This is a genomic window from Nocardia donostiensis, from assembly GCF_002081715.1.
Lineage (GTDB): Bacteria > Actinomycetota > Actinomycetes > Mycobacteriales > Mycobacteriaceae > Nocardia > Nocardia donostiensis.
The window spans coordinates 183,435-198,405 of record NZ_MUKP01000003.1 but is presented as its reverse complement, the minus strand read 5'-3'; the positions used below and the strand labels follow the sequence as shown (position 1 = coordinate 198,405).

Annotated in this window: 9 protein-coding genes; 5 read left to right on the top strand and 4 right to left on the bottom strand. The window is 68.0% G+C overall.

The window, feature by feature from the left end; translation table 11 throughout:
* Nucleotides 1-2 precede the first annotated feature (2 nt).
* From modB to B0T44_RS27460, 4 genes are all read left to right on the top strand, one after another.
* Nucleotides 3-812 (top strand): molybdate ABC transporter permease subunit, encoded by an 810-nt coding sequence (gene modB / locus B0T44_RS03465; protein WP_077116567.1) that lies wholly within the window; start codon nucleotides 3-5, stop codon nucleotides 810-812.
* The gene (locus B0T44_RS03460; protein ID WP_077116566.1) at nucleotides 809-1,858 is read left to right on the top strand and encodes an ABC transporter ATP-binding protein; all 1,050 of its coding nucleotides are present in this window, start codon (nucleotides 809-811) and stop codon (nucleotides 1,856-1,858) included. The genes modB and B0T44_RS03460 overlap by 4 nt, the downstream gene beginning before the upstream one ends.
* Before the next feature lie 326 nt (nucleotides 1,859-2,184).
* Nucleotides 2,185-2,421 carry an ATP-binding protein gene (locus tag B0T44_RS27465; protein WP_217697485.1) on the top strand — a complete coding sequence of 79 codons (237 nt, stop codon included), beginning with the start codon at nucleotides 2,185-2,187 and terminating at the stop codon, nucleotides 2,419-2,421.
* Nucleotides 2,422-2,491: 70 nt separating this feature from the next.
* Nucleotides 2,492-3,178: a DUF234 domain-containing protein gene (locus B0T44_RS27460; protein ID WP_217697484.1), complete on the top strand. Its 687-nt coding sequence runs from the start codon at nucleotides 2,492-2,494 to the stop codon at nucleotides 3,176-3,178.
* Between the two features lie 92 nt (nucleotides 3,179-3,270).
* Here the strand turns inward: B0T44_RS27460 and B0T44_RS03450 are convergent, their stop codons facing one another.
* Together B0T44_RS03450 and B0T44_RS03445 are read right to left on the bottom strand one after the other, a co-directional pair.
* Nucleotides 3,271-3,729 carry an SgcJ/EcaC family oxidoreductase gene (locus tag B0T44_RS03450; protein ID WP_077116565.1) on the bottom strand — a complete coding sequence of 153 codons (459 nt, stop codon included), beginning with the start codon at nucleotides 3,727-3,729 and terminating at the stop codon, nucleotides 3,271-3,273.
* Nucleotides 3,730-3,733: 4 nt separating this feature from the next.
* Nucleotides 3,734-4,162 carry a hypothetical protein gene (locus tag B0T44_RS03445; protein WP_077116657.1) on the bottom strand — a complete coding sequence of 143 codons (429 nt, stop codon included), beginning with the start codon at nucleotides 4,160-4,162 and terminating at the stop codon, nucleotides 3,734-3,736.
* A gap of 132 nt (nucleotides 4,163-4,294) precedes the next feature.
* Between B0T44_RS03445 and B0T44_RS03440 the strand changes: the two genes are divergently transcribed.
* Nucleotides 4,295-5,086, top strand: a complete 792-nt coding sequence (locus B0T44_RS03440; protein ID WP_077116564.1) for a helix-turn-helix domain-containing protein — start codon at nucleotides 4,295-4,297, stop codon at nucleotides 5,084-5,086.
* Nucleotide 5,087: 1 nt separating this feature from the next.
* Here B0T44_RS03440 and B0T44_RS03435 read toward each other — a convergent pair whose 3' ends face one another.
* Nucleotides 5,088-12,299 carry a non-ribosomal peptide synthetase gene (locus tag B0T44_RS03435; protein WP_081511508.1) on the bottom strand — a complete coding sequence of 2,404 codons (7,212 nt, stop codon included), beginning with the start codon at nucleotides 12,297-12,299 and terminating at the stop codon, nucleotides 5,088-5,090.
* 171 nt (nucleotides 12,300-12,470) lie between these two features.
* Entirely contained in the window at nucleotides 12,471-14,948 is a 2,478-nt protein-coding gene (locus B0T44_RS03430) for an FAD-dependent monooxygenase (RefSeq protein ID WP_081511505.1), read from the bottom strand.
* Nucleotides 14,949-14,971 lie beyond the last annotated feature (23 nt).

Genomic DNA, 14,971 nt, shown 5'->3' with positions numbered 1-14,971 from the left:
CAGTGACGCGGACGCGGCGGCGGGCCGTGCGGGGACGGCGGCCGCTGATCCTCGTTCTGCCCGCACTGCTCGGGCTGGTGTTCCTGGTTGTGCCGCTGCTCGGACTGGTGCTGCGAGCGCCGTGGCGTGAGCTGCCCGAACGGCTGTTCAGCGCGGAAATCGGTGCGGCTTTGCGGCTTTCGCTGGTATGCGCGAGCCTGGCGACGGTGCTGTGCCTGGTGCTGGGGATCCCGCTCGCCTGGCTGCTGGCCCGCGGGGATGTTCCCGGGCGCGGGCTGGTGCGGGCGCTGGTCACCGTGCCGCTGGTGTTGCCGCCGGTGGTGGGTGGTGTGGCGTTGCTGCTGGTGCTGGGGCGGCGGGGGCTGCTCGGGCAATACCTGTACGACTGGTTCGGGGTCGCGTTGCCGTTCACCACGCCCGGTGTGGTGGTCGCGGAAGCGTTCGTGGCTATGCCGTTCCTGGTGATTTCGGTCGAAGGCGCGTTACGGAGCGCGGACCCACGATACGAGGAAGCCGCCGCAACCCTCGGCGCGTCGCGGTGGCTGACGTTCCGGCGGGTGACGCTGCCGTCGGTGCTGCCGGGTGTGGTGGCCGGTGCGGTGCTGTGCTGGGCGCGGGCCCTCGGCGAGTTCGGTGCGACGATCACGTTCGCGGGCAACTTTCCCGGGGAAACCACCACCATGCCGTTGGCGGTATACCTCGCTTTGGAAACCGACCCGGACGCGGCGATCGTGCTCAGCGTGGTGCTGCTCGCGGTGTCGGTTGCGGTGCTGGCCGCGCTGCGCGAACGCTGGATACGAGGTGCGCTGTGACTCTGGCCGCGCAGTTGCACCTCACGCGGGGCAACTTCCGGCTCACGGCGGACCTGGTGTGTGAGCCGGGCGAAGTCCTGGCCTTACTGGGCCCGAACGGCGCGGGTAAGACGACCGCGCTGCGCGCCCTGGCCGGGCTGACACCATTGACGGACGGGAGCATCCGGCTGGACGGGCAGGTCTGGGACGGACCACCGAACGTGTTCGTCCCCGCGGAGCGACGCCCGATCGGCGTGGTGTTCCAGGATTACCTGTTGTTCGCCCACCTCACCGCCCTCGACAATGTCGCCTTCGGCCTGCGCGCTCGCGGGCATCGCCGAGCCGCTGCCCGCGCAGCCGCCCGGCGCTGGCTCGACCGGGTGGGGGTAACCGATTACGCCCACGCGAAACCGCGCGCCCTCTCCGGCGGCCAAGCCCAGCGGGTGGCGCTGGCCCGCGCCCTGGCCACCGCACCACAACTATTGCTCCTGGACGAACCCCTGTCCGCCCTCGACGCCAGCACCCGATTGCGGGTTCGTTCCGACCTGGCCCACCATCTCGCCGATTTCCCGGGGCACACGGTGCTGGTCACCCACGACCCCCTCGACGCTCTGGTGCTCGCGGATCGTCTCGTCATCATCGAAAACGGCGCCATCGTCCAGCAAGGTTCCCCCGCCGAGGTAGCCCGCCGACCCCGCTCCGACTACGTCGCGAACCTGGTGGGGCTCAACCTTTTTCGCGGCACCGCCCACGACACCACCGTCGACCTCACCGACGGCGGCACCCTCACCACCGCCGAACCCGCCACCGGCCCCGTCCACATCGCCTTCCCACCCACCGCGATCGGCCTCCACCTCGAACGCCCCACCGGCAGCCCCCGCAACACCTGGCCGGTCACCGTCGCCGGTATCGAACAACACGCCCACACCGTCCGCGTCCGCCTCGACGGCACCCCACCGGTCCTCGCTGACGTCACCCCCGCCACCGTCGCCGACCTCCGCCTACGCCCCGGCCTCCCCCTGTGGGCCGCCCTCGAGGCAACCGAAGTCCACACCTACCCCGCCTGAGACGCTTCGGCCCAGCCATACAGGCAACTGGACGTGGTCACCGGGGGAAAAGCCACCACGCGCGGCCGAGCGGTAACCGTGACCGGGCGGCGACGCGTCGGCAAGTTGCGGCTCGCCCAGGAATTCTGTGACCGTTCCGGGCTCCCCTACCTCCTCTTCCAAGCAACCAGGGGCGTAATTCGGTCGCCGAACGCGAAGACTTCATCGAAACCATCGGACGCTCCAGCCTGGGCGAAACGGGTCTTCAGCGGTATACAGGTCTCCGACTGGAACCACGCGCTCCGCGCCTTGGCTCTCGCACTCCCACAGGACACCCCAGCGTCGCGGTGATCGACGAGGTGCCGTGGCTCGTCGAGCAGGACGCAGAGTTCGAAGGTGCGCTGCAGACGGTGTGGGATCGTCACCTGTCGGCGAAGCCGGTCCTGTTGATTCTGATGGGCAGCGATATCTCGGTGATGGAAGCGCTGCAGTCGCGTGACCGGCCATTCTTCGGACGGGCAACGAAGATGACGGTACAGCCGCTGCATGTGGCCGATGTCCAGAGCATGACAGGGGCTGGATGACGCCGCTGCTGTCGACGCCATGCTGATCACCGGCGGGTTCCCCGAAATCGTTCGGTCGTGGCAGCCGGGCATGAGCAGAACAGACTTCCTACGCGAGGCGACCAGCAACCCGTTGTCACCACTGCTGGTGGCCGGTGAGCTGTCGCTCCTCGGCGAGTTCCCGGAGGCCTCGCGATCACGCGCGGTGTTGGAAGCGATCGGATCCGGCGAACGAACCTTCAGCACGATCGCCGCCGACCTGCCGCTGTCCACCAAACCCGACTCCAAGAACAAGCGCTACCGCATCGCCGACCCATACCTGCGGTTCTGGCTCGCGTTCCTGCAGCGCGGCATCCCCCTCACCGAACGCGGGCGTGGCGACCTCGCCCTCGCCCACATCGAACGCTCCTGGACCACTTGGTGTGGACGTGCCGTAGAGCCGCTCATCCGAGAATCCCTGCTACGTCTACTCCCCGATGACCGCTGGCCCGATACCGAAGCGATCGGCGGCTGGTGGAACCGGCAGAACAAACCGGAAATCGACATCATCGGCGCGGACCGTACCCCCGTGGCCGGGGCGGTACATTTTCTCGGCTCGGTCAAATGGCTCGAAGACCGGTTGTTCGACCGCCACGACTACGACGCCCTCGCGCGAGAGGTGCTTGCCGTACCTGGCGTAGATACGCACACTCCCCTGGTGGCAGTCGCCCGCGCAGGAGTCGAACAAGGGCTGCCACTCACTGCGCAGTGGGGTCCCGAGGATCTCGTCGGCGCCTGACGGTGAGGCAAAATAGAGGCCAGCACTTCATCGTCGACTCGCAGGCGGAGAGACAGCGGCGTTGTCCGGTGTGTCGGGTCTCGGGGGCTGGGTCACTGTTCGACCTGCGGAAGGTCGCCCGGCGACACTATGCGCGTGTTCTGAAATGACGCGAACAGCCATCGCCCAGCCACGCGCACCGCGGTGCGGGTCTGGATGGAGAGGTCTTCGGGGCGGCAGGTGTCGGAGCCGGGGCGCAGGACGCACAGGCCGTCGGTGGCGACGATGGCGGTGTCGGCCACCGGGAAGCGGATAGTGGTCTGCTTCGGCGACGACCAACGGGTGTCTTTCATGAAACCGTCGAAACCTTGCTGCATGACCGCGGCAAGAGCTGTCCGGCCCACGATATGTTCGCCGATGACAGAGACGAAAACGGCGTCTTCGGTGCAGGTGGCGGCGAAGGCGGCGCCGTCTCCGGCTTGCCAGGCGGAGGCTTGTTCGTCGAGGAGCCGCAGCACAGCGGCTTCGTCGTCGGCGCGGGAGATGTCGACCGAAGCCGTGCGGTTGTTCATGGTCTTACTGTCCTTTCCCGGTGGCTCGGACCGATCCCCGATATTCGAAGAAGGCGAACACCGAGACGGTGACCGCGCCGATCAGCAAGAAAACGATGCCGAGTCCGGTCAGATCGATCAGGCCGGAGAAGGCCAACGCCACCATCGCCACGGCGGCCGTCAGGTTCACGGCGACCACGGCCCTCGCGTGGCGTAAGGAGACGACCGGGTAGCCGGCGATGAGCAGCAATGCCAGCGCCCCGCCGAGCATGGCGACGCCGACCGGGATCGACCAGGAGGTGGGGAGACCGAGGGGCTCTGTCAGCGGTGCCGCGCCGGCGAGCATGACGACACCGAATACGCCGGTGGACCAGCCGTCCACGCGGAGGGCGCGCCGGAGGGGTTCGGAGTCCAGGACAGTGTTTGTTCGGGATGTTCGTATCGCGGTGGTCATGTTCGCCTTCTTGTTCGAGGTCGGTGACGGCACCACTGTGGCGGATGTGGGTAACCGGCTCAATGACCTCCGAGGTCATGGCGGTGCTCACCGACGGCCGTTTAGCCTGACCGGGTGGTAGGAACTCGATTCATGGCTTCCTCGCGCGTCGGCGGGTTGTTGCGGGAATGGCGGCAGCGGCGACGGTTGAGCCAACTGGATCTGGCGTTGGCGGCGGGGACATCGGCCCGGCATCTGTCGTATGTGGAGACGGGGCGGGCGAAACCGAGCCGGGCGATGGTGTTGCGCTTGTGCGAAGCACTGGATGTTCCGCTGCGGGAACGCAATACGGTGCTGCTGGCCGCTGACTACGCACCGGCGTATCAGGAGAGCAGTCTCGACGACGAGAACCTGGCGGCCGCACGATCGGCGTGGGAAACGATGCTGGCCACGCACGAGCCGTACCCGGCGGTCGTGGTCGACCGGATGTGGAATGTGGTGGCCGGTAACTCGGCGATGCATGTGCTCACCGACGGTGTGCACGCCCATCTGCTGGACGGGCAACCGAACGTGTACCGGCTGGTGCTGCACCCGGAAGGACTGTCGGGCCGGTTGGTGAACGCGCACCAGGTGCGTGAACGGTTCCTGGAGCGGTTGGCGCGGCAGGTCAGCGCGACCGGCGATACCCGGTTGCGGGACCTGTATGACGAGGTCAGCGCCTACCCGCTACCCGAGACCACCGACACCGAAACCGGTCTGGAGCGGTCGGGCCCGTTCCAATTTCCGGTGCGGGTGCGTACCCCGGCAGGTGAGATCGCGATGTTCAGCACGATGGCCACCTTCGGCGCACCCGCCGACGTGACCTTGTCGGAGCTGGCGATCGAATTGTTCTATCCACTGGACGAATTCACCGCGGCAGTACTGCGGGCCGCGGCGGGCCGGTAACTCACGCGTCGAGCATCCCCTCGCTGAATTCGCGGTCCAGATCCGGATCGCCCGCGGCGACGGCCGCATCCAGCTGCATCCCCACTTCCCCGACATGTGGTTCGGTCATCATGTGCAGGTGGTCGCCGGGCACGGTGACCACCTGGAAGCGGCGGCCCGCGTACTGTTCCCAGCCATTGTTCTCGCTGTCGAACATCGTGCCGACGGTCTGATGTGCGATATCGAAACCCGGCGGCAGGCCATCGGCGGCCCGCAGCAGGGTGATATCGCGGTCATACGGTGTGAGCTCGTATTCGATCAGCGCCGTGTAATTGGCGTGGAAGACATCGTACAACCGGCGGATCGACTGAGCGGGGCTGCCTTCGGGCAGGATGTCGGAGCGGATCGCCTCGGCCAGCATGGCGTCGAACAGTTCTGCCGAACCGTGCACATCCGGCTCGAAATCGACCAGGGCACTCTCGTTTCCGCGGGCGTACCACAGCAGTTCCAGGAAGAACCAGCGGATCAGTCTCTCTTCCGGAATCGTTTTGCGGGACTGCTGCCGCAACGCCATCGTGTCGAGCAGGGTCACGGTGGCCACCTCGTGTTCGGGTAGCCGCCGCGCCATCTCCAACGCCACATACCCGCCGAACGACCAGCCCGCCACGTGATACGGCCCCACCGGGTGCACCCGCCGGATCGCGGCGATATACGACTCGGCCATATCGGCCACCGACGTCAACGGCACACTGCCCGCATCGGCGCCCGCGGCCTGCAACCCGTACACCGGGCGGTCGGGATCGAGGTATTTGGCGACGGCCAGATAGCAGAGCACATTGCCGCCGATCGGGTGCACCAGGAACAGCGGCGCCCGGTGACCGTCGGTATTGATCGGCACCAGCGGGTCGAAACTCGGTGCAGTCTCCCCCGCCCGGATCAGCGCGGCCAGCCCGGCGGCGGTCGGCGAGCCGATGAACGAGCTCATCGGCAGTTCCACACCCCAGCGGCGGGACAATCCCATCACCACGCGCATGGCGCCGATGGAAGTTCCACCCATATCGTAGAAATCGTCGTCGGGGCCGATCGCGGGCAGCCCGGCGTATTCGGCGAGCAACTCCATCGCCGACCGTTCGATCTCGTCGACCGGTTCACGCTGGGTGACGGCGGCCTCGCCCCAGTCGAGCGGAATGCCCAGCAGCGCGCGGTCGTCGCGTTTGCCGCTGGGAGTGCGCGGGAGTTCGTCGAGCCAGTGGAACCGCGACGGCACCATATGCGCGGGCAGCACCGTGCGCAGGTGAGTGCGCAGGGCCGCGATATCGGTGCTGGCCTCGTCGCCGACCAGGAATGCCAGCAGCGCGCCATCGATACCGCCGAAACTGTGCGCCACCACGGCGACATCGAGGATGCCGGGGAAGTATTCGGCCGATCCGAGGATGCTCAATTCGACTTCGGCCGGTTCCACCCGGAAACCACGGATCTTGACCTGGCTGTCGCCGCGGCCCAGGCAGACGATAGCGCCGGAAGCGAGCCGGACCCCCAGATCGCCGGTGCGGTAGCGGACCGCGCCACCGGGAGCGGCGACGAAACGCTGCGCAGTCAGGCCGGGGCTGGCCAGGTAACCGCTGGCCAGCGTGCGTCCGCTGATATAGATTTCGCCGGGCGCACCGGCGGGCAGCGGGCGCAGCGCGGTATCGAGCACATCGACCACAGCACCGTCGACGGCGCGGCCGATCGGCGGCAGCTGCGGATACTCCGACGCAGGGCCGGTCAGCGAATACCTGGTCGCGACATGGGTTTCCGTCGGACCGTACTGGTTTTCCAGCAGCAGCCCCGGCACCGCCTCGCGCAGGGCGCGGATCTCGTCGGTGATGCGCAGTTGCTCACCGGAGGACGCCAGCACCTTCAGCTCGGTCGGGAACACCTGCCGCACCACCGCGGCCTCGGCGAACGCCTGCAACGCCACATACGGCAGGTAGATGCGTTCGATGTTCTCGTCGGCGACGGTGTACAGCAGGTCCTCCACGTCGGCACGCAGATCACGGCCGCTCACCCGCAGCGTCGCGCCGGAGGCCAGCGTGGTGAAGATTTCCTGGAACGACACGTCGAAACTCAACGGCGCCAGTTGCAGTGTGCTGGCCAGGCCGACGCCGGAGACAGCGCGGTTCTGCCAGTCGACCAGGGCGGTCAGGCCGCGGTGCGGCATGGCGACGCCCTTCGGCTCACCGGTGGAGCCGGAGGTGAACAGCACGTACGCGGTGGTGTCCGGATACACCGGCGGCACAGCTACCTGGTTCAGTTCCATTGGGCCGGGTGCGGTGAGTTCGGCGGCGTCGAGCAGCAGGGCGGGGTTGTCGACGATATCGGCGTAATCGGCGTCGGCGACCACGCGCTGCGGGCGGGCGCGGTCGATCATCAGGTTCAGTCGGGCCCGCGGATAGCTGATGTCCAGCGGTACGCTGGCCGCGCCGAGACCGGCGATCGCGAGGACCAGCGCGACCAGTTCCGGTCGCCGCCGCATCAACACGCCGACGCGGGCACCGGCCACGACGCCGTGTGCGGCCAGGCGGGCGGCGATGGTGTCGGCGAAGGTGTGCAGTTCGTCGTAGGTCCAGGCACCCTCGTCGCCTGCGAGAGCGATATCGTGCGGGCGCAGCGCCGCGATATCGGCGACGAGGCTGCCCACGTCGCGGGCGTGTACGCGCTGGTTGCCGAGGTCCAAGGCGGTGTCGCGCTCGGTGACCAGCGCGTTGAGGACACGCAATATCGTGAGCGCGACGGTGTCGCACTGTTGCGCACTGACGGTGCTGTCGCCGTCGACCCGCACCCAGATGCGGCCGTCGCGGGGGTCGGTCGCGACGGTGACCAGCAGCTGGAAGTTGGTTTCCTCGCGGATATCGATATCGAGCAGCCGCACCCGCTGCACATCGAGCACTGTCTGGAACTGGTGATAGTTGACGAAGTTGAACGCCGTCTCGAATACCGGCCCACCGTGGTCGGCGATGATCGACCGCAGCGGGTAGCGCCGGTGCGGGTGGGCGGCGCGATCGCGGCGGATCACCTGGGCCAGCGCGTCACCCCAGGTGATCGGGGTGGCGTCCAGCCGCATCGGCAGCGTGTTCAGGAACAGGCCTGCGAGGGTTTCCGCGCCCGCCCGGTCGGGGCGGCCGTGGCTGATCACCCCGGTGGTGACGTCGTCGCGCCCCGTCAACAGCCGCAGCGACAGCAGATGCGCGGTCAGATAGATCGACTTCTGCGGGACCTGATGGCGTTCGGCGTAGGCGCGTATCCGGGCGGCGAGCTGCCGCGATACCAGCGCCCGCGCCCGGGGCACGGTGACGGTTTCCGGGTGGTGTGCGGCCAACGCGGTCAGCGCGGTCGGTTCGGCGCCGGCGAGTTCGGCGCGCCAGAACTCGCGCGCCTTACTGCTGCGTGCGGTCTGCTGTTCGGCGTGCGCGTACTCGGCCAGCAGTGTCGTCTCGGGGGTGCCGGGCGGGACGCCGCTGTCTCCGATGCCAAGATCGTGCAGGTAGTCCCGCAAGAGTTCCAGCACCGCGGTGGCCACGCTCCAACCGTCGAGGATGGCGTGGTGGAAGCTGAGCACCAGATCGACGGCGGGTTCGCCGCTGCCCGGTTCGGGGGTGCGCAGGAACGCCCGCAGCGCATGCAGTGGCGGCCGATCGAACTGATAACGGGCCGTTCGCTGCTGCTGAATGTAGTTTTCGATGCGGTATTCGGCTTCGGCGTTGGTCACCGATGTCAGATCGACGACCTCCACCGAGCCGTCGACCCGGCTGTGCACGATCTGCAGCGGAATCGAGTATTTGGTCAGCTCGAACGACGAACGCAGCGCGGGCTGGCGGCGCAGCAGCCGGTCGTAGGCGGCGCGGAACCGGTCTTCGGACCAGGGCAGTTGCAGCCGGTAGCGGAAAACATCTTTGTAGCTGGCCGAATCGGCGCGTTCGATGCTGTGGAACAGCATGCCCAGTTGTAATGCGGTCGCCGGGAAGGCGTCTTCGGCGTGGTGCAGGGCGGCGCGGTCGACCAGCGGCACCGTGTCCAGTGGTGTGGTGATCTGCGCTGGAGTCGGTGCCGATTCCCGTGCCACCACATGCGCGAGTTCGGCGATGGTCGGCCGCTGGTAGAAGCTGTCGACGTCGAAGAACAGTCCCTCGCGTTCGGCGGCGGTGCGCAGTGCGAGCACCAGAATCGAATCGCCGCCGTGGGTGAAGAAATCGTCGTGCACGCCGATGGTTTCGACACCGAGGGTGGCTGCCCAGATGCGGGTCAGCGCGGCCTCCACCTCCGTGCCGGGTGTGTGGTCGCGCGAGCCGGACCCTGCCCCGGGTTCGGTGGCGTACTGGGCGAGGGCGTTGCGGTCGAGTTTGCCGTTGCGGGTCACCGGGATCCGCTCGACCCGCACCAGCCGGGACGGGACCATATATGTGGGCAACCGGTTGCCGAGCTCGGCGGCGAGCCCGCCGGGGGTCGGTTCGGCGTCGGGGGCGGCGACGAAGTAACCGACCAGGTGCACCCCTTGCGCGGTGGACTCCTCGTCGACGACGGCGGCGTCGCGCACGCCCGCGCAATCCAGCAGCGCGTTCTGCACTTCGCCGAGGGTGACCCGGTTACCGCGTATCTTCACCTGGTCGTCGAAGCGGCCCAGGTATTCCAGATTTCCGTCCGGCAGCCAACGGACCAGGTCGCCGGTGCGGTAGCGTCTGCGGCCCGGCACCCGCAGATCGTGCACGAACGCAGCCGAAGTCAGTTCCGGTCGTCCGCGGTATCCGCGGGCGACACCGGCACCGGCGATGTTCAGCTCGCCCGGCACCCCGACGGGCAGCCTGCGCCCGGTGTGGTCGAGCACCAGTAGGTCGATGTTGTCGATGGGCCGCCCGATCGGCACGGTATCCAGCGGTTCGTCCGGGCAGTCGAAATACGAGACGTCGACGGTGGCTTCGGTGGGGCCGTACAGGTTGACCAGCTGGGGCGCGGGAAGTTTCGCCGCGGCGTACAGGGCGTGGAAGCGGCGTACCAGCGCGGGCGATAGCGCTTCCCCGCTGCAGAACACGCGGCGCAGTGTGGCGATACGGCCCAGTTGTGCCCGGTTGGCTTCGAGTTCGGTGACGAACGCCGCCAGCATCGACGGCACGAAATGTAGCACCGTCACCTCGGCGGCGGCGATGGCGGCGATGATGCGCCGCGGGTCGCGTTCCCCGCCCGGCTCCAGCAACGCCACCCGGGCTCCGGTGATCGCCCACCAGAACAACTCCCACACCGACACATCGAACGTCACGGGGGTTTTCTGCAGGATCACATCATCGGCGGCCAGCGGGTAACGCCGCTGCATCCAGGTCAGGCGGTTGACCACCGAGCGGTGCTCGATCATCACGCCCTTCGGTTTTCCGGTGGAGCCGGAAGTGTAGATCAGGTACGCCAGATTCGCCGGATGGGAACGGTTGTGCACCGAACCCGAGGCGATATCGGCGGGATCGATCCGGGTGATGCCGCGCCGGTCGAACAGCGCCTGATGCCGGGTGTCGGCCACCACGAAACGGGCTGCGCAGTCCGCGAGCACCGTATCGATCCGGGCGGCCGGGAACTCCGGATCCAGCGGCACGTAGGCGCAGCCCGCCCGCACGATGCCGTACAGCGCGACCAGCATGCCGGTGCCGCGCGGCAGTACAACGGGCACGCATTCGTTGTCCGCTGCCCCGAGTGCGAGCAGCCGGTCGGCGAGGCCGTCCGAGTGCCGCGCCAACTCCGCGTAGGTCAGCGATCTGTCACCGGTGCCCGCGGCGGCCACGATCGCGGTCCGGCGGGGATGAGCGGTGACCTGTTCCTGGAACAGCCGGTCCACAGTCGTGTACGGGAAATCGACCGGCGGCCCGGACTCGAACCCGGCGATACGTTCGGCCGCCCGCGGCGACAGCAGCGGCAGCTGCGCCACCGGGAGCTCCGGGTCGGCCAGCGCCGCCTCGATCATGGTGGCGATACTGCGCACCGCCTCCCCGATCGGGTAGGTGTGGTCGAAAACGTCGAGGTCGTAGATGAGTTGCAGGCTGAGCGAGCCGTCACGTTCGTGTTCGATCGCCACGATATTGAGCACCTGCAGGCACGAACCCGCGTTCGGCAGCTCCAGCTGCTCCATGATCTGATCCAGATGATCCGAGGATGGCAACTTCATGTACGAGTACGACACGTCGAACAGCGGTGGCGCCGTGGGGTCGACGGCCATGGCTCGCACCAGGTCGCCGTAGGCGAAGCGCTGCCGTTTCTTCAACTCACGGATCTGCGCGCCCACATCGGCGGCCGATTCCGACAGCGTCGACCCGGTTCCGGAACGCACCCGCAGCGGCAGCATATTCGTCACATGACCGCCCGCGGCCAGGGCCACCGGTGTCTGCCGGTTGAGCATCGGCACCCCGAGCATCACCTCGTCGCTGCGGTGCACGGCGCACAGGTAGGAGCCGAGCGCAGCGGCGGTGTAGGCGAACGGGGTGGCGCCGGTGGCGCGGATCCGGTCCAGATAGTTCTTGCCCAGTCGCAGCCGCCGATGCCCGCGTGCCGCCGTCGGCGCGGAGTTACGGGAAAACAGCGCGGGCACACTGCCGCCGACATGTGCCAGCAGCGCTTCGCGGTCGTCGTTCCATTCGGCGGAGAACCGGTAGCGCTGTTCCTCGGCGAGCAGTTCCCGGTAGGAGGGCATCGGCTGCTCGAACGCGCTGGTGTCGTCGCTCAGGAAATCCAGGATCAGATGCGCCAACAGCAGGTTCAGCGCCCAGCCGTCGGCGACGGCGTGCAGCACGCGGATGAAGATGTGGAAGCCGTTCGGATCGTCCACCAAGGCGGTGACCGCGAGAGTGCCCGGACCGGGGATCGGCTGCGCGGCCGCGGCGCGCAGCCAGCGTGCGCATGCCGCCGCCGGGTCGGTGTCGCCGGTGAAATCGACATGCTCGAGTTCCGGTTCGGTGTCGCAGACCCACTGCCGGAATTCGCCGTCGACCAACTCGAAACGCAGCCGCAGCGCGTCGTTGCGCTGCACCGCGCGGCGCAGCGCCGCACGTAACCGGGGCAGGTCCAGTGGCCGGTCGACATCACCTTTGACGGCCAGCTGCGCGATCGGCTCGGGTGCGTAACGGAAACTGGCGGAAAGGATATCGCGCTGATACGCGGTGACCGGCCAGGGCGCCGGGTCCGTCTCCGCCACTTCCGTGCGTCTCGTCTCGGATGTCACGGTAACTCCTCATACGGCAGTTACGGACCCATGCTCTGTGTGGTACCGGGCACCGCAGCAGCGTGCGCGCGGCCACGTCCGAGCAGAGATCCGTACCTCGACTATTTCCCGGATGACGCCGGGCAGCGATGCACCGTCCGGGTTTGTCCACGGGGTGAACTGCGTGCCTGTTCAGCAGGCCGACAGCAGCGCCTGGATGCTCTCGTCGGCCAGCCGCTGCGCGCGTTCGCGCGAGACCGCAGGCTCCACATAACCCACGTTGAACGACAATTGGTCGTGGCTGGCGTTGGCGGTCGCCATGATGAAACCGCTGACCGACATACCGGAAACGAACTGCGCCTCCGACAGCCGCCAGGCACCCACCTTGTCCGGGAAGCCGTACTGCCCGAGGTAGGTCATGCACAGGTGGCCTGGGCCGCGGGTGTCCATCACCTGCACTGTGGACGCGCTGGTTCCCACCGATTTCGGCGCGGCCGCCTGCAGCAGGTTCAACGCCGACAGATGGTCGCGGCGGCGCATGCGGTCGGCGTATTCGCGGTCGATCTCGGCGGCGAGCTGCCACAGCGATGCCCACGGTGCGTACTGCGCGGGTGTGGCGATCATGCCCTGGTAGGTGCCGACTTCCGCGTCGGAGATCACCCCGCCCAGGTGGGAGCGGAAGTTCACCGAACTGCCGACGGTGAACCAGGAGGCGCCGGTGGTTCCGGCCTCACGCGCCGCGCCGACGAGCAGGGCAGCCGACAGAGCGGATTGCAGCTCGACCCCGCGAGCCCGGCATCCGGTCAGCAGCGCATCGAGCTGATCCCCGGTCAGGGTGCGGTGCACCACGCGGCTGCGGCGCTGCGACGGCGGCGCGATCCTGGTGGGTTCCAGACGCCGGGGACGGTGCCGCAGCTGCGTTTTCTGGTCGCGCAGCAGCGAACCGACCAGCCTGCCGGTGCCGCTTGCCCCACGGAATTTCGCTGGGAACAGCTGTTCGGGGCCGGGACGTACCGGGCTCGGCGGCAGCGGCGCGGCTTCGCCCGCGGCGGCTTCGAGCACCTGTGCGGCCACGGTCATTGCCGATTCGCCGTCGGCGATCGCGTAATGCAGCGTGACGATCAGGTCGTTGACCTGGCCCGACGGGTCGCTGATCAGCACCGCCCTGGCCAGGGGGCCCGCCCGCCAGTCGAACGGCTCCCGCAGCTCGACCTCGTCGACCTCATCGAGCCAGGCATCGGGATCGGCGGCTGCCACCACCCGCAGCGGGATCTGGCGTTGCACCGGAACGAACTCCGGTGCTGTGCCGTCGGCGTTCGCCGCCACGGCGACGCGCAGCAGCGGGTGCCGCCGCTGCACCTCGTCCAGGCCGGTACGCAACTGTTCGACAGTGATTGGGCCGTGCACCCGCACCCGGGACAGAATGTGCAGCGGGGCGAGCTGGTCGGCGATCCAATGCCAGCGTTCCATCGGTGACAGTGCACGCGGAAGCTCCGCCGTCGGGCCGTGCAATGGTGGGAAACCCATGGGCTTGGCCAGGTTCTGCAGGAAGAACGACTCGGGGGCGCGCCGGAAATAGGCCTCGCGCACCGCTACCAGCTTGTCGTTCACCGTCTGCTCCACCTTGCCCAGGTTGAGCGAACCGTTGACGAACATGGCGTTGCGGTCGGCGCGCAGCTGTTCGTAGCGGCGCAGACCGGCCACCGGGTCCAGCGAGTTCGTCAGGGTGTGCGCGAGCACCACCGCGTCCTCGATGGCCGAGTTCGCGCCCTGGCCGAGGCTGGGCAGCATCGGGTGGGCGGCGTCGCCGAGCAGGGTGACCCGGCCGCGCCCGAGTTCGGCCAGCGGCGGCCGGTCCTGCGCAGGCACTGCCAGCACGTCGTCCCAGTCGGTTTGTTCGATGCAGGCGCGGACCTCCGGAGCCCAGCCCGCGTAGAGGCGCAGCAGATCTGCTTTGCTGCCGTCCCATGCGGCGGCCTGTTCGGCGGGCAGCGTCATCGTGCCCCACCAGTACACGCGACCGTGGCCGATATCGTGGATGCCGAATCGCATTCCGGTGCCCCAGTAATGGGTCGACGCACCGCGCGGCACATGCGGATGCTGGAACGGGACGCAGGCCAGCCAGCACACGAAATTGCCGGGACGCGGTTCGCTGCGTCCGTGCAACTGGGCACGCACCACCGAATGGATGCCGTCGGCGCCGACCAGCAGATCGCCCTCGGCTTCGCGTCCGTCGGCGAACCGTACCCGCACCCGGTCGCCGTCATCGGTGAAGCCGGTGGCCTGCGCGCCGACGAAGGTCTGGGTGTCGTCGATCGCATGCAGCAGCACATCGTGCAGATCGGCCCGATGCAATGCCACCGCGGGCGCACCGAGCCGAGCGTCGAGTTCGTGGACCGGTAGTTCCCGGATGAGGGTGCCGTCGGGACGGCGGAACTGGAAGGTTTCCACCCGGCCGCCGCGTTCCAGTAATTCCTCGTCGATCCCTAGACCGAGCGTGCGCAAGGCGTTGATCCCGTTGGCCTGCACCGAAAGACCGAAGCCCTGTGCCCGCAGCTCGGGCGCGGCTTCGTAGAGTTCCACACCGAACCCAGCGCGGCGTAACGCCGCGGCGGTGGTGAGCCCGCCGATCCCCGCCCCTAGTACAACTACTTTGATCGGACTGCTCATCGAACCTGCACTCTCATCGAACG